Raw genomic sequence first — 20483 nt, 5'->3', positions numbered from 1 at the left:
TCAGGTACCGAGGAGGGTTCGCGCCTCGGCTCAGTCGATCGATTCCAGACGCAAGGCATTCCCCAACAGTCCCAGTGCGTCGGCAAGGTCGTGGTGACCACCGAAGGTGTGACTCAGGCGCAAATGCTGCCCGTGCAGGCCCTGCAAGCTGAACAATTCTCCCGGCGCGATCACCACATGCTGCTTGAGTAAACGCTCGAACACTCGATGCACATTGACCTGGCGCAACGAGCGGATCCAGATCGTCGCCCCGCCTTGGGGCTCAACGAAGTGCAGCGCGTCGGGCAGGCGCTCTTCAAGCAACTGAGTCATCTGCACCATGCGTTCCTTGAGCAGTCGACGCAATACCAGCAGGTGCTGGTCGATGCGCCCGTTGCTGTACAGCCGCGCAATGGCTTTCTGACGAATCAACGACAAACGGAAAGCGCGCAGCAAAAAGTGCCGCTGCAATCTGGCACGCATTTGTCGCGACAGCAGATAGCCGAAGGGCGCCTCCGACCCGATGAATTTCTCGAATGTGGAAAACACGATCAGCCGATCCGGGTCCAGCAGATCGCGAAATCGCAGGCCGTTCGGCTCGAACTCAAGCTCGCCATAGCAATCGTTTTCCAGTACCCAACTGCCATGTCGCTTCAGCAGCTGTGCGGCGGATTGCCTGTTGCTGTCAGGCGCCACACTGCCTCGTGGCATGTTCAGCCCCGATGAAAGCATCACCAGTCGCACCTGCTCGGTCTCAAGCAGTTCCTTCAACTGCTCCAGATCCAGACCACCATCGGCTTGTAACGGCAGCTCGATCACCCGCACGTCCGCAGCCTGGAGCAGACGCAGAATGCCCCAATCGCACGGTGATTCGACCACCATCACAGCGTCTTTGAGGCCAAGAGCGGCGATCAATATTTCCAGGACTCCCCGCAGGTCGGCGCCGATATAGACATCATCGGCATGCCAGCAACGTGTCGGCGAAGTGGTGTAGCGCGCCGCCAGGGCTGTGCGCAGCTCCAGCTCGCCGCAGGGTTGTGAAGACGGTTGTGGCTGGCGTGGGTACTGGCGCAGCAGTTCTCTCTCCAGCAACAGCAACGGGCTATCCAGGGGTTGTAATAACGCCGGTTCATCGGCGCTCAGCACCAGCATGCCGGGACGTCTGGCGTTGACATAAACCGTTTCGAGCAAGTCCTTGCCGCGGCCGGGTATGCCTATTGAGGATACGGGTACGGCGTAGTAGCCGGACTTGGCCACCGAATAGACGCGCCCTTCCTTCTCCAACAGCGAGTAGGCGTACTGAATGGTCGAGATCGACACACTCAGTCGGTGCGCCAACTGTCGCAATGAGGGCAGGCGCACTTGCACGTCACCGCCCGGCTCATTGATCAGGTTAGTCAGGTAACGGTACACCGCCTGGTAGGCAAAATCGGTATCTCGTGGTCCTTTCATGGGTAACGGCCGAACAGACTACGAACGTCATGACGCATCCTTGCTGAATCCGTCAAACCTGGCACTTTCACCGCCCCGTCGACCATTCGCCAGCCACGCTCGTTTCACGGTCAGGTTCCACGGCTTCAGCTTGCACACCCTCCTCGCCGCTTTCCGTGCCGAGCCCCCTGCCCTCATCCCGAACCACCGGGGCCATGCGGTAAAGCGTACCGATCAGACTCACCGACAACCCGCTGACATCGACCATCCACTGCAGAACCTGCTCGGGTGCCGGACCGCCCTGCATCGCCCGGTGCAAGTCCGGCAATGCCACGAGCATGCCGGGATGGCACTGACGAAGAAAATGCTCAAGCGCCGCGCCGTTATCGGCAAAAGGCGCGAACAGCAGACACACCAGTTGAGCCTCGCTCAGACCGAGGTTCTTTTGTGCTTCAGCCGCTGCCAATGCGCGCTGGTCAGTCATTGTCATCGGGTTGCCGAACGTCTTCATGGCCTGTTCGCAAAAGCGCTCTGGAACGTGTTTACGCCGCATCATCACCAGCGCCCGCTGTACATACTCGCTGACGCCCGTCTCGTAGGTGCGACCGTGTACATAGCACGCTTGCAAGCCACGGATATGCGCGGATATCGACAGACTGACGTAGTCGTTATCACTGAGCTGAGCCGACAACTCGTCGGGTTGAAACCCTAGAAAATCGGTGAGCAATGGCCAGCGCTCTTCCAGGTTGCTGACCAGCATGTCGTGAATATCGATGAAGGTCGTGCGGCGACACGCTTCAAAACGCTCGGCGGGACGCCACGCCGCCTGAGCAGACTCAGGATAAAACTCGCTATAGCAATCGCTGCCCAATTCATCGAGCCGCGCGAACAGGCCCTCATAGCCGGCTTCACGACGGTCCGGGGCCTTGAGCCCGGCCTTGGCTGCTGCACGGTTCAACCCCTCGAGAAACTGCTTCTGCCGACGGGGCGTATCGCTGCTGATCAAAGCGTCGACACCCTTGTCCCAGCGGGCGATTTGTCCGTAAAACTCGCCGGTCGCCAAGTACCCGTCATCCCACAGATCAAGCGGCCCATCCCAGGCACGGCGGTGCCCGACCATCAGCAGGTTGAGCCGATTCGACTCGCGACCGGCTTCGGAGATCGACGCCAGATGGTTGAACGGCAGGACTTCACGATTATCGACCATCAACACTTCGACCCGGGGATCGTCGTAGAGAAACAACGCACTGCAGCTGCGATGGATGTTTTCCAGGGCCGTCGAGGCCGCACCGTTCAAGCGCAAGGTCGCCACTCGCAGCTGAAACGTCGCCGGCGCCCGGCCGGCGATACTCAGTTGTGCGGCGCGCAATAGTGCCAGGGTGTAGCAGCTGTCGCGGGACCCGGACTGCATCGCCAGCACCTTGTAATCGCCGATACGCTCCATACCTCCTGCGGACATCACCAGGCGCTGAATCATCAATTGCAATGCCGTGCGCTCGGCGCGAGAGAAAAAACCCAACAAACGCTGCAGCATTTGCTGATAAACATAGTTCATTGCCTGATCATGGGTAGCGGTCATCATTATTTACCTGTGACTCATAAGTTCAACGCCGCGCAAACAAGGAGGTGTATTGCGCAACAGGTTGCTTGTCATGAATGGAGTGCCGATATTGTTATTCAAATGCTAGCACTTAAGCATTGTGTAATTATTTGAAATGATTGAATGTCGCGGGTACCCCTGGCACATCAATATCGCCGCAACGCGCGGTAGAACGGGCGTCTTGTGCTCCCGTGCGCGGTCCTAGGAAATTTCCGACAGCGTCCCACAGACACTTAGCACAAGAAATAAAGAAAGAAGTTGCCAGTGAATGTAAGACAACTGAGCGACGCTGCATTATTTGTTGAGCATATATTGCCGGCGCGCATTGAGGAGTTTCAGCCTGATACTCAGCCATGACTCTTTCCTTGAGATGAAATTAATCATTCAATTATCAGGGCTTATATAATGATTAGAAGATACAGATTGAGAGCAAAAACCAGTTCAGTTGCTGAACCGGCCCACCGACAGATCGATGGACGTCTCATTTGGGAGTGACTGCCAGCAGAAGAGTCCGTGCTCTCACGGACTCTTGCAGAGGAACAGCTTACGCAGGCTCGACCTGAAGGGCGACCCGTTCGCGGCATGGGCATTCGTCCATATAGCGGTGTGCTTCGACAAACTCGGAAAACGGAAACACCCGGGTCTTGAGCGGCAGCAGCACACGGTCCGCGGTCAATTGGTTGATATCACGCAGGGCACGTTGCAGTGCGGCCTGATCCTGGACGATGCCCAGTTCCGGCTTGCCGGTGAAGTTACCGATGCAGTGCACGAAGAACTGAATGTTCTTCTGGAACGCCGCACAGGCCGGGAATGGCGTCTGGTTACCCCCTTGCAGGCCATAGAGCACTAGGCTGCCACGAGGTGCGAGCACATCGCCGAGCAGCGACATCTGCGGCCCGCCAAGGCCATCGAACACCACATCGACGCCGCGGTTATCGGTGATCTTGTTGATCTGCATCAGCAGATCCTGTTCTTCGGTGACGATGACTTTCTCGGCGCCCAGGGACAGCAGGTACTCACGCTCATCCGCGGTTTTGGTCGCTGCAATCACTCGCACACCGAGGGCTTTGCCCAGTTGTACGAACGACGGACCGGCGCAGTGGCTGGCGTCGGTCACCAGGGCAAATTGCCCGGGTTTGACTCGCGCCAGGTCAGCGTAGGCAAAATAAGCGATCAATAGCGGCGTGTAGTGCACGCTGGCTTCGATCGGGGTAAGTACATCCGGGTAGCGGGTCAACGCCGAGCGCGGCAGAACGATCTGTTCGCCGTAAACCGGGTAGTCATTGGGACTCTCGGCCGGGAAGCTGGCGACCTTGTCACCAACGGCCAGATCATCGACGCCGTCGCCGACCATCGTGACCACGCCAGCCATTTCATGACCAAGGCCTGAAGGCAGACGAGCATGGGATGAGGCCAGGTTCTGGCGCCAGAGAATGTCGTACCAGCTGATGCCTATCGCTTCGACGCGCACCTGCACTTCGCCCGGCGCAGGCAGAGCGGCCGCATGCTCTTCGCATTTGAGCACCTCGGCTGGACCAAACTTGTGAAAACGGATCGTGCGGGACATCGCAAACCTCGTCAAAGTAACCTCTAATGCCCTGAACTCTATCTGGGCTTTCTACCCAAGACCATCAGTGGCTATTAATAGTCGACATGCCTGTCATTGATTCCGCAGCGACGGCGACATCATCCAATGCCGTAAAAACCGAAGCAGCCTTTCAGAAAAAACTGAATTACTCTGTGCAGAGTACCAGCCTTTGCCCGTAAGATTCATGCCGGCCATTCTTCTCATATGGCCGCTCACGTCAAGTTTGCTGAATCTGCCAGGACTCCAGATGAATCGTAATGACCTGCGTCGTGTCGACCTGAACCTGTTGATCGTTTTCGAAACACTCATGCACGAACGCAGTGTGACCCGCGCTGCGGAAAAACTGTTCCTCGGCCAGCCGGCCATCAGTGCGGCGCTCTCGCGCCTGCGCGGGCTGTTCGATGACCCGCTGTTCGTGCGTACCGGTCGCAGCATGGAGCCGTCCGCCCGAGCGGTGGAAATCTTCGCCCTGCTCTCGCCGGCCCTGGATTCGATTTCCACCGCGGTCAGTCGTGCGGCGGAATTCGACCCGGCGACCAGCACCGCGGTGTTCCGCATCGGCTTGTCGGACGATGTCGAGTTCGCGCTGCTGCCGATGCTGCTCAAGCGGCTGCGCGCGGAATCGCCGGGGATCGTGCTCGTGGTGCGTCGGGCCAACTACATCCTGATGCCGAACCTGCTGGCCTCGGGCGAGATTTCCATCGGCGTCAGCTACACCGCCGATCTGCCAGCCAACGCCAAGCGCAAAGTGCTGCGCCGCAGCATGCCGAAACTGCTGCGGGCCGACACGGTGCCGGGGCCATTGAGCCTGGATGATTTCTGCGAGCGCCCCCATGCTTTGGTTTCGTTCGCGGGCGACCTGAGCGGCTTTATAGATGAAGAGCTCGAGAAACTCGGCCGCAAACGGCATGTGGTGCTGGCGGTGCCGCAGTTCAATGGGCTCAGTACGCTGATCAGCGGGACTGATATCGTTGCGACCGTGCCTGATTACACAGCTGAAGCGTTGACCGCGGCCGGTGGCGTTCGCGCGGAAGACCCGCCGTTGCCGGTGCGTAGTTTTGAATTGCACATGGCTTGGCGTGGGTCGCAGGATAATGACCCGGGTGAGCGTTGGTTAAGGTCGCGGATTCAGATGTTCTTTGGCGACCCTGAGAGTCTCTAGGCGTCATCTGGCAGGCTATTCAGCTAATCATTTCTGCCTTTTCATAGACCATGGAGATCTATCCACTTCCAGAGGATGAGACACCTGGGGGCAAATCTGAGGGCATGTTTGGGATGGTTTGAAAAGGATGCCCCCAGCCTAAGGTCCAGCAGCCCAATCTCGAAAAAGTCACACACTGGTGATGGGATTGACGTGGGCAAACTCGGCTGAGGACTATGCCGTGCCAGCGTCTCACTCAGTGAGACGCTCCCAAGTCGCTTCAAGAACGCCGAAGGTTTTGTCGAGAATAGCGGTTCCCTTTGCTCGGTCCATGCTGACCTCTTCGCGGTTTTCTAAGGTGTATCACGATCCCGGACGTTGGCGATGGAAAACACCACATTCAGCGCGATCCAGTCCCATGACATGAAAATTAAATCAGCCAGAAAATGCGACTAAAGAACGCAATGACGGATAGCTTGTGAACACTTAAGCTGCTGGTTATTACGCACCACTCAAGGGGCCATTAATGTCATTTGATTTTCACCACCTTCTACTCGTTTTTACCGCCTACATTGTTGGAGCTGCAAGCCCGGGCCCCAGCAATATGCGGATCATGGGCGTTGCCATGCACCAAGGCAGAAAACCTGCGCTGATGCTTGCAGCCGGAGTTATCAGTGGTTCTTTTTTTTGGGGATCAATGGCCGCCACAGGCGTCTCGGCCATTCTGCTTCAATTCACCCAGGCACTCTTCGTACTCAAGATCGTCGGCGGAGCGTACTTGCTGTTCCTAGCCCTGAAAGCGGGACGTTCTGCTCTGACACCTGACGAGCAAATTGAGAAAGCGCTGGCCGCAGCACCAACCGTCTCGGGCTTTGGCCTCTACCGGCGGGGCTTGCTTATGCACCTTACCAACCCAAAGGCTTTACTGGGTTGGATCGCAACGATGACACTGGGTTTAGGACCACAAGCGACGCCTGAAACGGTTGTAATCATCCTGGCTGGCTGTGCCGTGTTGAGCATTACTATTTTCTGCGGCTATGCGATCGTTTTCTCCACGGCACCGATGATTCGGGGGTATCGCAGGGCGCGCGGATGGATTGAAGGCACCCTTGCGTTGGTCTTTGGCGCCGCAGGTTTTAGGCTGCTGTTCTCCCGCACGTGATTCAAAGCCAACCCTTGCGAGGATGGCCTAAGTTCGAAAGCCATCCACCAACTGCTTGAGTCGTGTGGCTTGCCGTTCAAGATCGTCACAAGCAAGCAGTGTAGCCTGAAGGTTTTCCACCCCTTCCTGGTTGAGAGTTTTGATCTCGGTGATGTCCACGTTCAGCGAATCGATGACTGAAGTTTGCTCTTCAGTTGCGGTCGCCACCGACTGGTTGATTCCGTCAATTTCGCCGATGCGCTGACTGACACTGCCCAGCCGCTCACCGGCCTGGTAGGCGATAATCACGCAGTCCTTACTGTAGCGCTCGCTTTCATTCATGGTGAGCACCGCCTCACGTGCGCCAAGCTGAAGCGCCTCAATCATTGTGTGGATTTCCTGGGCCGACGTCTGAGTGCGGTAAGCCAGGCTGCGAACTTCGTCAGCTACCACAGCAAAACCACGCCCGGCTTCACCCGCCCGCGCGGCTTCGATGGCGGCATTGAGTGCCAGCAGGTTGGTCTGTTCGGAAATGCCTTTGATCACTTCAAGAATCCGTCCGATATTTTCCGTCTTACCATTCAGCGCCTCTATGTTGCTGCATGAAGTGCGGATTTTTCCTGATAGCTCGTCCATGGCATTTATCGTTTGGGTCACTACCTCGCGGCCATCTTCTGCCTGGCGTCGGGCATCCGACGCCTGAAGGGAAGCGTCACCAGCGTTACGCGCAATTTCCTGGGCCGCCGCACCCAGCTCGTTAATTGCCGCTGCAATACTGTTGGTGCGATTGGCCTGGTCATCCGAGTTTGTCATGGAGGCACTGGAGGTCTGCGTCACGCGTCTAGCCACTTCATTGACATGCTTGGTGGCAGAAGACACCTCACGTATTGAGTGCTGGATGCGCTCCACGAAAAGGTTAAAGTCTGCGGCCAGTTCTCCGAACTCATCTTTCGAATGCGCACTCAAGCGGCGGGTAAGGTCGCCCTCTCCCTGGGCGATATCCCGCATGGTTGTACCCATCAACCTCAGGGGCTGCATCAGTACGCGAATAAGCAGGCCCAGCAGAAGCAGCGTGGTCGCCACGGCAATAACCATCGCCAAAATGGCGGAAGTGCGAAAATCACCAAGTGCCCCGTAAGCTTTACTTTTGTCGATGGACAAACCGACATACCAGTTCACCGAAGGCAGCCCCTTGATCGGCGAGAACATCAAAATTTGAGGTTTTCCTTCCTGCTCCGTCTCGCTGATATGGGTGCTAAGTGCTGGCGTGTTCAGGGGGTAAATATCGCTCAGTTGCTTCATCACCCGTTCTTTTTCTGGATGAACCAGCACCCTGCCATCAGCGTTGACTAGAAAGGCATAGCCAATTCCACCCAGATCGAGCGAGCTGACTATGTTTGCCAGCGTCTCCAGTGTCAGATCCCCGCCTACCACTCCAAGCGCCTGGCCGTCGTGACTGACCGGCGTTGCAATGGTCATCATCAGTTGACCCGTCGTCACGTCCAGATACGGCTCAGTCAGTGTGGTCCCTCCGGCAGTCATTGCGTCCGTATACCAAGGCCGGGTGCGAGGATCGTAATCAGCGGGTAGATCGTCCTTCGGCCAGATGATGAAACTACCGTCACGACTACCTAGATAAGTGAAGGTAAACGTCGACAGCAACGACCTCTGCTCCAGCAGCCGCGTGATGTTTTGCGGCGCTGGATCATTGGCAACCGTCTGGGCAACATGATCAACCAGAAGTATCCGCCCAGAGAGCCAGGACTGAACGCTTGCGGCCGTGATCTTGCTCATTTCTTCAAGATGGTTTTCAAGGTTCGTGCGGATGGTTTTGCGCTGAATCGAGTCGTTGTAAAGCGTAAAAAGCGAAAACGCTGCGACAATAACAAATGATGCCGCAAGCAATACCTTATGACTGAACTTCAGGTTGGCAATCATCATGGTTTATCCATAGGCTTGGGGTGTTGTAGTTGTTATTCGATACCAAGGTGCGTCGATGAAGGCTTGATGACGGCCAACTGCGGATAGGCCGCCAGTTTCTCGATGTGCAGTTCAGTGCTCTCCAGCCAGCATTCAGTGACTGAGCGGAAATGCTCCATATTCCGGCAGCGCATTCGGAGGCAGTAATCAAGCGCACCACTCACCAGGTGACACTCAATGACTTGCGGGCAAGCACTGACAAGGGCCTCAAATACCTTTTGCGTGTTGCATCCCCTGCCCTCAGCCAGCGTCACCAGAACCACCAGAGACAAACCGGGTGATAGCTTGTGCTCGTCAATGAACGCACCGTAACCGCGGATGACTCCCAGCCTTTCCAGCTTGCGAACGCGTTGCTGACAAGGGCTCTCGCTCAAGTGCACCAGTGAGGCGAGTTTTTTATAGGTGATGCGCCCGTTGCGGCGCAGCACGTCGACGATGGCTTCATCGATACGTCCCAAACACTCAGAGGCCCCGTGGTTCTTTCTTACGCTGGTCATAGCCAAGGCATTTCACTTCAGCCCGTTGGACAGAAACTGCTGCAGGCGCTCGCTTCGTGGGTTATCCAGAATCTCAGGTCCGCCCTGCTCTTCAACCAGTCCCTGATGAAGAAACAGCAGTTGGTTCGACACCTTGCGTGCAAACCCCATTTCATGGGTCACCATGATCATGGTGCGCCCCTCTTCAGCAAGCCCATGGATGACTTTGAGCACCTCGCCCACCACCTCAGGGTCGAGCGCCGAGGTGGGTTCGTCGAATAGCATGACCTCGGGCTCCATGGCGAGGGCGCGGGCGATCGCTACCCGCTGCTGTTGACCACCGGAAAGAAACGCAGGGAACTGATCGGCAACACGGGCAGGCAAACCTACTTTTTCCAAATATCGCCGGGCTCGGTCCTCCGCTTCTTGTTTGCTGACGCCTAGCACCCGGCGCGGGGCAATGGTGATGTTTTCCAGCACAGTCATATGCCCCCACAGGTTGAAATGCTGGAAGACCATGGCCAAACGGGTACGCAGTCGTTGCAGCTCGCGATCATCCGCCACACGCAATCCCGCATGATTTTTAACCATGCAGATCGGTTTGCCATCCAGGCTCATGGCACCGTCGTTAGGTGTTTCGAGAAAATTGATACAGCGCAGGAACGTACTCTTTCCCGAGCCGCTGGCGCCGATCAGGCTGATGACATCGCCCGTTTTGGCTTGCAGGGAAACGCCCTTGAGTACTTCATGGGTACCGTAACTTTTGTGTAGCCCGTCAACCGTCAATTTGTACATGTTCGCAATCATCCTCTAAGCGGATTGGGAGCAGCCCTGTCAGAAACAAGGCTCAGTGAGTCGGCCCTAAAAAAGCCAGCCAGTGACGTTCGGCAATTCGGAACAGGCCGACCAGCGTAAAGGTCACCGCCAGGTAAATCAGTGCCGCAATCCCAAACGATTGAAAGGTTAAAAAGGTCGCAGAGTTCGCGTCACGGGCGACTTTGAGAATGTCCGGTACCGTGGCGGTGAATGCCACCGTGGTCGAGTGCAGCATTAAGATCACTTCGTTGCTGTAATACGGCAGCGAGCGACGCAAGGCTGACGGCATGATCACAAACGCATAGAGCTTCCATCCCGAGAGGCCATACGCTTTTGCCGCCTCGACCTCGCCATGGGCGATGTTGCGAATGGCCCCGGCAAATATCTCTGTGGTGTAGGCGCACGTGTTCAAGGCGAAGGCAAGAATGGTGCAGTTCATCGCATCGCGAAAAAATGCATCCAACACAGGCTGAGCACGTATTGCTGCCAGGCTATAGATCCCGGTGTAGCAGATCAGCAGCTGGATATAGAGCGGTGTGCCCCTGAACAGGTAGGTGTAGAACTGCACCGGCCAGCGCACGTAAAACCTCGGCGAGACTCGAGCGATGGACAGTGGAATCGATACGACAAAGCCGATGAACAGCGATGCACTGAGCAACCACAACGTCATGGCTAGACCGGTAATTTGCTGGCCGTCGCTGTAGACGAATGACCGCCAGTACTCTTGTAGTAGTTCGATCATCGCACCGCCTCCCGTGAACCCGCGGCGTAGTGTTTTTCCAGGCAGCCCAGGACGAAATTGGAGACACTGGTGATGATCAGGTAGGTCAGTGCAGCCAGTACCAGGAAAAAGAACAATTGATAGGTGCTTTTTCCCGCGTCCTGGGCAGCTTTAACCAAGTCAGCCAGACCGATGATCGACACCAATGCGGTGGCTTTGAGAATCACCATCCAGTTGTTACCCAGCCCCGGGAGGGCAAACCGCATCATTTGCGGGAACACCACAAAGCGAAAACGCTGAGCACGACTTAACCCATAGGCGGTAGCGGCTTCGACCTGGCCACGGGGCACTGCCAGCATGGCGCCGCGGAAGGTTTCGGTGAAATAAGCACCGTAGATAAACCCAAGGGTGATAATTCCTGCGACGAAGGGATTGATTTCGATGTACTCCCAGCCCAACGCCACCGTGATGACCGTCAGCCAGGTTTGCAGGCTGTAGAAAATCAACAGCATCAGTACCAGATCGGGCACCCCACGAATCAGCGTGGTGTAGAGCTGCGCCGGCAAGCGCAGCAGCTTAAGACTGGAAAGTTTGGCGCTGGCCCCGATCAGCCCGAGCAATACGCTAAGTACCAGGGAGCACAGGGACAGCTTGACGGTCATCCAGGCGCCTTCGAGCAGCAGAGGGCCGAAGCCTTGCAGGCTGAATGCAGAGAGCCCCAATGCGCCTAATAGTGTTTCGAACATGATCAACAACCTATAGCGAAAAACGCCCATCCGGCGGACGAGCGCCGGGTGGTTATTTGCCGCTGTAAAGATTCAGATCGCCAAAGTGCTGCTTCTGGATCGAATCATAGGTGCCATCGTCGTGAAGGGCCTGGATCGCTTTATCCAGCAACGCCTTGAGCTCTGTATTGCCCTTGGCGATGCCGATGGCTGTTTTGGAGGGAAGGTAGGGGCTCTCCACCGACGGGCTCATTTCGTAATCAGTGCCCTGGGGTGAGTTGATAAAACCCAGTTGAGCTTGAAGCGCATCCTGCAGGGATGCATCCAGCCGCCCCGCTACCAGGTCGTAATACACCTGGTCCTGGTTCTGATAGGACTGGATTTTTACCCCGGCTTTGTCCAGTACGGCCTTGGCGTAGGCTTCCTGGATACTGCCTTGAAAATAGCCAACCGTTTTGCCTTTGAGTGATGCCACATCTGTGCTCAGGCCCGAACCTTTCTTGAACACATAGGACGTGAACCCGGAAAAAAGCTCGTTTGAAAAATCAATGGCTTTTTCACGAGTGGCTGTTACGGTCATGGATGACAGGATGCCGTCGAATTTACCGGCTCTGAGGCCCGGGATCAGGCCATCAAAATCGCTTTCCACCCAGATGCATTTGACTGAAAGCTTGGCGCAAATCGCGTTGCCCAGGTCAATATCAAATCCCTTGAGGCTACCATCGGCTGCCTTGGACTCAAACGGTGCGTAGTTGGCATCTACGCCGAAACGCAAGGTGGAGTATTCTTTGGCCGACACTGCGCTTGTGCACAACGCCAAGCCCATTATCACATACAACTTTTTTAGCGAAATCATAAGTACATCCCTAGGTATTGTAGTTGGATTAAGGGCAGTAAACATCTGACAGCGTTAAACGTGACACTTATTATTTACCAAGGCCAGCGCCTTGACTTGAACGTTACCTGAGTACGGCGACTTTACGAATATGGCAAATTGAACGTTATCACGAGCAAAATGCTCGCCTTTCAAGCAGACACCAGTTTCATCATTAACAAACCACTGACAATCAATACGGCCGCCACGATCCGCAACAGCGTGGCGGGTTCGCCCATGAAGAAAATACCCGCCGCAAACGCACCCACCGCGCCGATACCGGTCCAGATGGTATACGCCGTGCCCAGTGGCAAGTTCTTCATCGAGAACGAAAGCAGCGCAAAACTGGCGATCACGGTGATGAATGTAATTACCGTTGGCACTAACCGCGTAAACCCTTCGGATTGCTTCATCGAAAAAGCCCAGACAACTTCTAATAGACCTGCAATGATCAAACTTACCCAAGCCATGAGCAACTCCCAAATAACAGGCAAACAGATAGTTCGCGCTAGAGAACACTAACGCGCCAACCTTATTAAAAAAACCCCCGCGAGCACGGGGGTAAAGACGGGTTGACCAAACCCTGGTTACATGACGCCTGTATTCAAATCACTTGAATGTTGCATCCAGCGCGAACGTAATATCCTTGATCAAGTCATCTGGATCTTCCAGCCCGACAGAAAAACGCAAATGACCATACTGGCGGAACTCCTCAGGGTACTTATCAAAGCCCCCCCGACCTTCTGCACCCACATGCACGATCAGCGATTCGTCATGCCCTAATGAAACGGCCGACGTGATGATGCGCAGGTTCGACACAAAACGGTTCTGGGTATCAGGATCACCCTCTACGGCAAACGCCATTACCGCACCATAACCCTTGCCCGCAAATTGCCGACGCGCCAATTCGTGCTGCGGGTGGGAAGGCAAGCCTGGGTAATAGACGTAGGCAATCCGATCATCGCCATCCAGAAACTGAGCCAACTTTTCGGCCGTATTCAACAATTGCTTCAAGCGCAGTGGCAACGTGACCGATCCGCGCATGATCATCCACGCGTTGAACGGCGAAATGGTCGCGCCGAGGTCAACCAACGCATCATTCTTGATCTTGTTGATCAGCTGATTAGAGCCGATCACCACCCCACCCATGGCATCACCATGACCGTTGATGTACTTGGTCAGTGAGTGAATGACGAAGTCGACACCGTGTTGACTCGCACGGAAAAATGGCGGGGGCGTGAACGTGGCATCCACAGAGATAAGCGCGCCATGCACGTGTGCAATCTCAGCCAGTGCGGCAATGTCTGCAACTTTGGTGGTGGGGTTGGCGATCGTTTCGGTGTGGATCAACTTGGTATTGGGCCGAATAGCCTTACGCACCGACTCCAGGTCACCGACGTCTACGAAGGTTGCTTCAATACCGTAACGTTCAGGCAGTAGTTCTGCAAAAAGCCGCCAGACCGCCTGGTAGGTGATGTCACTGACAATGACGTGGTCGCCACTTTTCAAGAATGAAAAAAACACCGAGTGCAAAGCAGCGACACCGGTCGCGAATACCACGGCGTCTTCACACCCCTCAAGGGCCGCGAGTTTCTTCTCAAGGCAGACTTGGTTATGGCCTTGATTGCGCGTGTACACGAGACCATCCGGGCTCGACCAATCCATGGTCGCCGGATCTTCCGGCAGAAGATAGGAGTTAGCCATGACCAACGGCGTACGGACGGCGCCACTCGTGGCATCCGCGACATTCCCGCCATGAACAGCCAGCGTCGCTGCAGATAATGTCGAAAGATTGTGCTTATCGGGGCGCATGTCGATTCCTCTTTATTGTTGTGTGATTCATTCTTGAGTCGAGCGAGTTGTTTAGCTTCCACTCACACCGTTGATACAAATAACCTTGGGCTGCGTCATATCTTCGTAAGCGAAACGTACGCCCTCACGGCCCATGCTCCCGTACTTGAAACCGCCGAAAGGCATTGCATCGAAGCGATAGTCGGAAGAGTCGTTGATCATCACCCCGCCCGCCTCCAGTCGTTTGGCGGCTGTCATTGCAACGTTCAGATTGCTGGTGAAGATCCCGGCATGCAGGCTGTATTCAGGTTCGTTAGCCAGCGTCAATGCCTCATCCAGGGACGCAACGCTCTGGAGGATGACCACCGGGCTGAACACTTCTTCGCACCACAACTTGCAATGGCGGTCGACGCCTTCCAGCACGGTAGGTGAATAGAGCGAGCTGTTGCGTGTGTTGCCAAACAACAAGGTGGCGCCTTGGGCAATGGCGTCATTGACCACCTCTTCGGTACGCTTGGCTGATGCCTCAGTAATCATCGGCCCCACGTCCGTCTGCTCATCAGCAGGGTTGCCAACGATCAACTTACGGGTCTGCTCAACAAAGCGCGTTTTGAAGACCTCGTAGAGTGGGGCCTCGATGAGGATCCGCTGAGTACCGATGCAGTTTTGACCGGCCGCCCAGAAAGCGCCCGACACGCATGAATCGACCGTATCATCCAAATCACAATCAGCCATCACGATGACCGGTGCATTACCGCCAAGGTCCATCGCCAGCTTCTTGAGGCCAGCCGTGTGAGCGATCTGCTCACCGGTGACGAAGCCGCCCGTGAACGACACCATGCGCACCGCACGGTGGGCCACCAACGCCTTGCCCAGCGCGGCGCCGCCTGTAGCGACGGTGACGACAACCGGAGGCAGGCCCGCATCGATCAAGCACTCCACCAACTTGATCGCTGACAGCGGTGTGAGCTCAGACGGTTTGAGAACGACCGCATTTCCCCCTGCAATGGCAGGTCCCAATTTATGTGCGACCAGATTAAGCGGGTCGTTGTAAGGGGTGATGGCGACGATGACGCCCAACGGTTCACGGGTGAACCAGCCCTGACGGGATTCAGACCCGACATAAGCATCAAAAGGGATGACTTCACCGGCATTACGCTTGGACTCTTCGGCAGACAACTTCAAGGTGTTGACGCAGCGCAACACCTCCTTTCGCGCCTGCTTCAGCGTTTTTCCCGACTCCGCGACGATCAGTTTGGCAAAGGACTCCTTGTCACGCTCGACTGAGCTTGCGGCCTTTTCCAAGATACGCGCGCGCTCATGTCGCGGCAGATCCTTGGCAATCAAGGCCCCCAAAATAGCAGTGTCGACTATCGTGGTGGCTGAGGATGCAGGTATGTCTGCCACTTCCCCCACCTTGCTGCCGTCAAACGGGCTGAGCACCTTAATGGCCTTATAATCAGCAGCGAGCGAGAGACTCAAGCTATTCATGATTATTTACCTGACGTGGTTTTGTGGTTGTGAATGCTCACGATATCGGCGAGCAATGCGAAGGCGGTTTCAAAACGACCTGCCCCTGCCCCCACTACGGTGACGGGACCGAGAATGGAGGTATTGAACGTGATTGCGTTGGTGGCTCCGCTCACTGCTGAGAGTGCGTCGCTCGATGGCAATAGCTGTGGACTCACCGAGGCCGAAATCGAGCCATCGCTCCGTTTCTCTGCACTGCCAATCAGCTTCCAACGGGCATTCGCTTTCGTTGCCTCGGCGATATCCTTGGCCGTGATTTCAGAGATCCCTTTGCACAAGACATCGCTTGGTTTGAGTTTTGCGCCCAGTAGTTCATTGGCGAGGATGACGACCTTCAAGCGCACATCGTGCCCTTCTACATCCGCTGTTGGATCGGCTTCGGCATAACCCAACTCCTGGGCTTTTGCGACAGCACTCGAGAAGTCCAACCCCGTCTCCATGCTGGAGAGGACAAAGTTTGACGTGCCGTTGAGGATCCCTTTGAAGCCGGTGATTTCCGAGCCTGCCAGTGACTCCTTGGCCAAACGGATAACCGGGGTTCCGCTCATGACAGAACCTTCAAATTCAAAGCGGGCACCGGCGCTATCGGCCAGCGCCTTCAAGCTTTGTGCATGCAACGCCACAGGCCCTTTGTTGGTGGTCACGACACTGACGCCCTTCTCCAACGCCCAGCGGCAGAAGGTAGTAGCCGGTTCACCATCCACAGGATTGGTGAAGGTTGCTTCAGCCACAATATCGGCACCTGAGAAACGGATGACGGTTTCGTTCGCCGGTTCAGCACTGCCGCCGGGTAGCGTCCTGAAGCCGCCTTTAGCAGCAGGCACTGCAGCCAATTCATGAGCATCCAAGCCGTCTTTGTTAATGATTGAGCCGAGGTAAAGGTCACTGACACCGACAATCTTCAACGTGAAACCTAACTCATCCGCCCAGCGCGAATTCTTATCGGCAATAAGCTGAGTCAGCGCGCGGTTAACGCCACCAAAACCAAGCAACGCAATTTTGTATTCAGTCACGACAGGGTTCTCATTGTTATGTTGTGGTGCTGAGATAGTAATCCGCCAACTTAACTTTACGAATATGGCAAACAGAACGTTGTTACGAGCAAAATGCTCACGCAACAACGCAACTTGCTACTTAGTGCTGGACAGCACAAAAGAGGTCACGGTGTTCAGGACACCCGGCAGCGCCGAAATTTCACTCCATACCCTGTGGATACGATCTGCATTCATCGCCTGAACCGTCAGTACGATATCAAGGTCGCCACTCATCACATTGCAGGAAATGACTTCAGGCATTGCACCAACGGAGCGAACAACTTCTGAATCTCGCATACGGTCCTGACGATAAACGAAGATCAATGCATTAATGGGGCCTGCATCGGCTGAGGGCATACCTTTAATAATTGTGTAGCCTCGGACATAACCATCACGTTCCAGTCGCTCAATCCGCAGCCTGACTGCATTCCTGGACAAATTAACTTTTAGGGCAATATCGTTGTGGGCCAACCGTGCATTTCGGGTGAGCTCTTCCAAAATTTTTTCATCAACTTTATCTAAAACACGTTTCATCTCTGGCTCCGAACTTATAACGAGTGAGACTCCGTGTCTTTGGATAAGGCCTTGACCAGCGAGGTCAGCGCCCTGATGTCGTTAGCAATTGAAGTACAGTCTTGTTCGGCGACTGCAGGAGCACCGCCTGTATTCAGGTGGCCGACAATCTCCGACTTATGGGTTGCAGCGCCAATCTTCGACGGATGTGTCGTCGCCAGGCAAATCATGGGGATCAGCAAGCTGCGCCTGCTCGCACGTGCAGCGCGCAAGCCGATAGCGGTATTGGGGCTGACAAGATACCCACTCTGTGCAAAGACCTCATGAATACAACTGAATGCGTCCGCATCGTCCACAGCCAGTGAGTCAAACAATTTGCGCGCCTCCAACCATTCATCCTGCTCTAAGTGGATGGTGCCCTCGCCTTCTAACAACTGCATATTACGAGCTACTTTTTCTCCACATCGATTTAAAATACTCCACTGCAAGCGCTCAAAATTAGAGGCTAATGAAACATTCATAGTGGGCGTTCTGGTCGTACGAATCTCATTTCGACTGTACAGATTTGATTGGAGAAAGTTATGCAATCCGGCGTTAGCATTCGTGGCAACGATTAGCTGTCGAATGGGCAGCCCCATTTGCTTGGCAATATAACCAGCGTACAGGGCGCCAAAATTCCCAGTCGGCACACTGAAAGCAACCTCTCTTTTAGGCGCGCCGAGCTGAAGAGCGGAATAAAAATAGAAGGACAGGTGTGCGAGTATGCGAACCCAATGCACTGAGTTGAACGAAATAAGATACTGCTGCGCATCATTATTTTGTTTCAGGAACTGCTCACATAAACGATGACAATCAGAATAATCTCCGTCGACCGCAATATTGACAACATTTCCTTCGTCCTTACTCAGTAAGCGTCGGCGATCCTCCGTGGTTAAACCCTTGGCGGGATGTAACACCAACACAGTAACGCCCTTCATTCCCGAAAATGCTTTTATTGCAGCAACCCCTGTATCTCCGCCTGTACAACCTACCATCAGCGTTTTCTTTCCAGACTTCAGCAAATCGTGATTGATAAAGCGAGACATCAATTGAAGGCCAAAGTCTTGATAGACGCCTGACGGCCCATGAAACAACTCGAGTATCCACTCGTTACTTGCTGTCTGGTACAGCGGTGTCACTGCGTTGCTTTTAAAACAATCAAAGGTCTCCTCAAGCATCCGGGACAGCTGACCTTGCTCGATCCAGCCCCCCAAAAATGGCTCGATTACATAGCGAGCCAATTCATGAAAGGGCAACCATTCGAGCTTTGAGAGTTCCTCCTTTTTGAAGCGAGGCACCTTGTGGGGCACGTACAAGCCACCGTCAGGCGCGTACGACCCCATCAGCACCTCGCTGAAATCGAATGTTCTACCAGGGGTCCGTGTGCTGACGTACTTCATGATCCAAGACACCCTCAAGCCATTTCCGAGCGGGCCACCTGCAAGGTGGGGCTCTGTTGGAGTTCAATGCGGCGGCGTTAATCGCCTTTGATGAAGCTTCATACCATTGACTATAAAAGTCAATATAGTGACTATTATATCTCGCCAACGGTATTCCGCTCCGTTGCACGCCCCCCCTTTGTCCCAGCTCCTGTGATGTGCCAAGGGCCGACGACGCTTAGAAAGACGCTTAGAAAATGGGAGAACACCATGTGTGCCAAAAACCTGCTGCACTCGCTTTATCAGTACAAGGCATGGTCTGAGGAGGCGCTATTCCGGTGCTTGAAAGCGCCCATTGCACAGTCCTTCCCTGTGGAAATGGAGAAGGCCTGTTATTGGCTCAGGCACATCAATATTGTGGACCAGTTGTTCATCGCCAGACTGCAAGGTAAACCGGAGGAATTTGACGACGTCGTCACTGAGCAACGGCAAGACATTCGTCAGCTGGAAGAGGCATTCACAAAGGCAAATCAGTGGTTTGTTGACTACACAAAATCAGTCACTGCAACGGAGCTGTCTGACCCGGTGGCATTTATCTTCAAGGACGGCAAACCCGGCAACATGACCAAGGAGCAAATCCTTGCTCATGTACTTTCTCATGGCCTGCAGCATCGAGGCGCTGTTGGCACAATCCTCCCAAGGGACATTCTGGAGGGGCACCAGGATCATTTCACAACGTTTTTGAAGCTGTAGATATTGGGACTTCTGCCTCACCCACCAAGGGTGAGGCAGAACATCCCTGTCAACATTCAGCTCAATTCAAGCGCCTGGATCACCGCAGCAATTTGCTCTCGCCCTTCCCCGGCGATGGTTCTGAGCGGCAGGGGTAGACTCGGAGAGTGAGTAAACCCGAGAAGCTCCGCCGCTGTTGCTATCACTCGAAAGCTACCGCCAAATTGCCTGAACAAAGCCCAGAGCGGCTTCAACGATTCAGAAAGGCGCGCGGCTTCAGCGGCGTCCCCTGACAATGCAGCTCGCGTGATTGCGAGCGCTGTGTTGGGGAACAAACCGCCCATGACGGAGTACCAGGCATCGCAGCCGGCATTCATGCCAATAGCCGCTAACGCATCGCCGCTTATTCCGATCGTCACGTGGCTCGGAATCAATTTTCGCAGACGTACCACGCGCTCCCTGGCCAGGTGCGGCGCGTCGGGGACGCCCGGAATTTTGATTGATCTGACGTTGGGTAACTCCGCGATACGCCCATGTAACTCATCGGTAAAATCGAAATGGGTGGTACCCGGATTGTCATAGACACATAGCGGGACTGAGACGTTGGCCGAAACCATTTCGTACATCGAAAAAACATCGTCCTGAGTCAGTTTTTGATACGACACGGGTGGCAGCAATAAGGCTTTGACTCCCACGGCTTGCGCATCCTCGGCCAGCAGCAAAACGTCGCGTGTACGCAGCGCTCCGATGCTCACCATCACAGGCACACCCTCCGCCGCCTCTACCGCCAACTGCGCAACTCGAGAACGTTCGGCGCGAGAAAGATACGCATAACTTCCGGTGGATCCGAGAGCCCCGATGGAATCTACTTTCGCCGCCACCAGTTGCTGCACAAGACGGGTAAAAGCATTTTCGTCCACCCCTCGCTCATTCATAGGTGTCAGAGGAAATGCACTAAGGCCGGTAAACATCGTCATCACTCCTTGCAGTGGC

At 55.0% G+C, this 20483-nt stretch carries 19 protein-coding genes and 1 pseudogene; 3 read left to right on the top strand and 17 right to left on the bottom strand.

Annotated features, from left to right (window positions below):
• Positions 1 to 30: 30 nt before the first annotated feature.
• The 3 genes from KGB18_RS07170 to KGB18_RS07160 all read right to left on the bottom strand — a co-directional run bounded on the left by KGB18_RS07170 (position 31) and on the right by KGB18_RS07160 (position 4577).
• Positions 31 to 1431: a PLP-dependent aminotransferase family protein gene (locus KGB18_RS07170; RefSeq protein WP_223569598.1), complete on the bottom strand. Its 1401-nt coding sequence runs from the start codon at positions 1429 to 1431 to the stop codon at positions 31 to 33.
• Between the two features lie 67 nt (positions 1432 to 1498).
• Positions 1499 to 2989, bottom strand: a complete 1491-nt coding sequence (locus KGB18_RS07165; protein WP_187326493.1) for a hypothetical protein — start codon at positions 2987 to 2989, stop codon at positions 1499 to 1501.
• Between the two features lie 565 nt (positions 2990 to 3554).
• Positions 3555 to 4577, bottom strand: a complete 1023-nt coding sequence (locus tag KGB18_RS07160) for a zinc-dependent alcohol dehydrogenase family protein (protein ID WP_123722834.1) — start codon at positions 4575 to 4577, stop codon at positions 3555 to 3557.
• Positions 4578 to 4845: 268 nt separating this feature from the next.
• Here KGB18_RS07160 and KGB18_RS07155 point away from each other — a divergent pair, with 268 nt between their 5' ends.
• A complete protein-coding gene (locus KGB18_RS07155) occupies positions 4846 to 5760 on the top strand; it encodes a LysR family transcriptional regulator (protein WP_223569597.1) in 915 nt (304 codons plus the stop codon).
• 505 nt (positions 5761 to 6265) lie between these two features.
• On the top strand, positions 6266 to 6901 hold the full coding sequence (locus KGB18_RS07150; protein ID WP_013693447.1) for a LysE family translocator: 636 nt from the start codon (positions 6266 to 6268) through the stop codon (positions 6899 to 6901).
• Positions 6902 to 6928: 27 nt separating this feature from the next.
• On the opposite strand, the gene KGB18_RS29985 is transcribed toward KGB18_RS07150, so the two are convergent.
• The 13 genes and pseudogenes from KGB18_RS29985 to thrC form a co-directional block, all read right to left on the bottom strand.
• On the bottom strand, positions 6929 to 7693 hold the full coding sequence (locus tag KGB18_RS29985) for a methyl-accepting chemotaxis protein (protein WP_411736812.1): 765 nt from the start codon (positions 7691 to 7693) through the stop codon (positions 6929 to 6931).
• Positions 7694 to 7786: 93 nt separating this feature from the next.
• Positions 7787 to 8818 (bottom strand): annotated as a pseudogene (locus KGB18_RS29980) (cache domain-containing protein); the annotation flags it as partial.
• Positions 8819 to 8853: 35 nt separating this feature from the next.
• On the bottom strand, positions 8854 to 9357 hold the full coding sequence (locus tag KGB18_RS07140) for an Lrp/AsnC family transcriptional regulator (RefSeq protein ID WP_223569649.1): 504 nt from the start codon (positions 9355 to 9357) through the stop codon (positions 8854 to 8856).
• 12 nt (positions 9358 to 9369) lie between these two features.
• A complete protein-coding gene (locus KGB18_RS07135) occupies positions 9370 to 10131 on the bottom strand; it encodes an ABC transporter ATP-binding protein (protein ID WP_045792157.1) in 762 nt (253 codons plus the stop codon).
• A 52-nt stretch (positions 10132 to 10183) separates the two neighbouring features.
• On the bottom strand, positions 10184 to 10894 hold the full coding sequence (locus tag KGB18_RS07130) for an ABC transporter permease (RefSeq protein ID WP_045792158.1): 711 nt from the start codon (positions 10892 to 10894) through the stop codon (positions 10184 to 10186).
• Entirely contained in the window at positions 10891 to 11619 is a 729-nt protein-coding gene (locus KGB18_RS07125; protein WP_045792159.1) for an ABC transporter permease, read from the bottom strand. Before KGB18_RS07125 ends, KGB18_RS07130 begins: the two co-directional genes overlap by 4 nt.
• A gap of 52 nt (positions 11620 to 11671) precedes the next feature.
• Positions 11672 to 12454, bottom strand: coding sequence for a transporter substrate-binding domain-containing protein (locus KGB18_RS07120; protein WP_045792160.1), 783 nt, complete (start codon positions 12452 to 12454; stop codon positions 11672 to 11674).
• 170 nt (positions 12455 to 12624) lie between these two features.
• On the bottom strand, positions 12625 to 12942 hold the full coding sequence (locus tag KGB18_RS07115; RefSeq protein ID WP_150675451.1) for a DMT family transporter: 318 nt from the start codon (positions 12940 to 12942) through the stop codon (positions 12625 to 12627).
• Between the two features lie 139 nt (positions 12943 to 13081).
• A complete protein-coding gene (locus KGB18_RS07110; RefSeq protein WP_191629724.1) occupies positions 13082 to 14284 on the bottom strand; it encodes a trans-sulfuration enzyme family protein in 1203 nt (400 codons plus the stop codon).
• A 51-nt stretch (positions 14285 to 14335) separates the two neighbouring features.
• Positions 14336 to 15754, bottom strand: a complete 1419-nt coding sequence (locus KGB18_RS07105) for an aldehyde dehydrogenase family protein (RefSeq protein WP_223569596.1) — start codon at positions 15752 to 15754, stop codon at positions 14336 to 14338.
• Positions 15755 to 15756: 2 nt separating this feature from the next.
• A complete protein-coding gene (locus tag KGB18_RS07100; RefSeq protein WP_150675448.1) occupies positions 15757 to 16806 on the bottom strand; it encodes a homoserine dehydrogenase in 1050 nt (349 codons plus the stop codon).
• 117 nt (positions 16807 to 16923) lie between these two features.
• Positions 16924 to 17361 carry an Lrp/AsnC family transcriptional regulator gene (locus tag KGB18_RS07095; RefSeq protein ID WP_003202213.1) on the bottom strand — a complete coding sequence of 146 codons (438 nt, stop codon included), beginning with the start codon at positions 17359 to 17361 and terminating at the stop codon, positions 16924 to 16926.
• Between the two features lie 14 nt (positions 17362 to 17375).
• Entirely contained in the window at positions 17376 to 18779 is a 1404-nt protein-coding gene (thrC, locus tag KGB18_RS07090; protein WP_223510693.1) for a threonine synthase, read from the bottom strand.
• Between the two features lie 249 nt (positions 18780 to 19028).
• Here thrC and KGB18_RS07085 point away from each other — a divergent pair, with 249 nt between their 5' ends.
• A complete protein-coding gene (locus KGB18_RS07085) occupies positions 19029 to 19511 on the top strand; it encodes a DinB family protein (protein ID WP_223569595.1) in 483 nt (160 codons plus the stop codon).
• A gap of 56 nt (positions 19512 to 19567) precedes the next feature.
• Here KGB18_RS07085 and KGB18_RS07080 read toward each other — a convergent pair whose 3' ends face one another.
• The gene (locus KGB18_RS07080; protein ID WP_150675445.1) at positions 19568 to 20461 is read right to left on the bottom strand and encodes a dihydrodipicolinate synthase family protein; all 894 of its coding nucleotides are present in this window, start codon (positions 20459 to 20461) and stop codon (positions 19568 to 19570) included.
• Positions 20462 to 20483 lie beyond the last annotated feature (22 nt).

The organism is Pseudomonas sp. BF-R-26 (genome assembly GCF_019947395.1).
In the GTDB taxonomy this organism is placed as follows: Bacteria; Pseudomonadota; Gammaproteobacteria; order Pseudomonadales; family Pseudomonadaceae; genus Aquipseudomonas; species Aquipseudomonas farris.
Note: the sequence above shows the minus strand (reverse complement) of the source record. Positions and strands in the feature narration are given on the sequence as shown.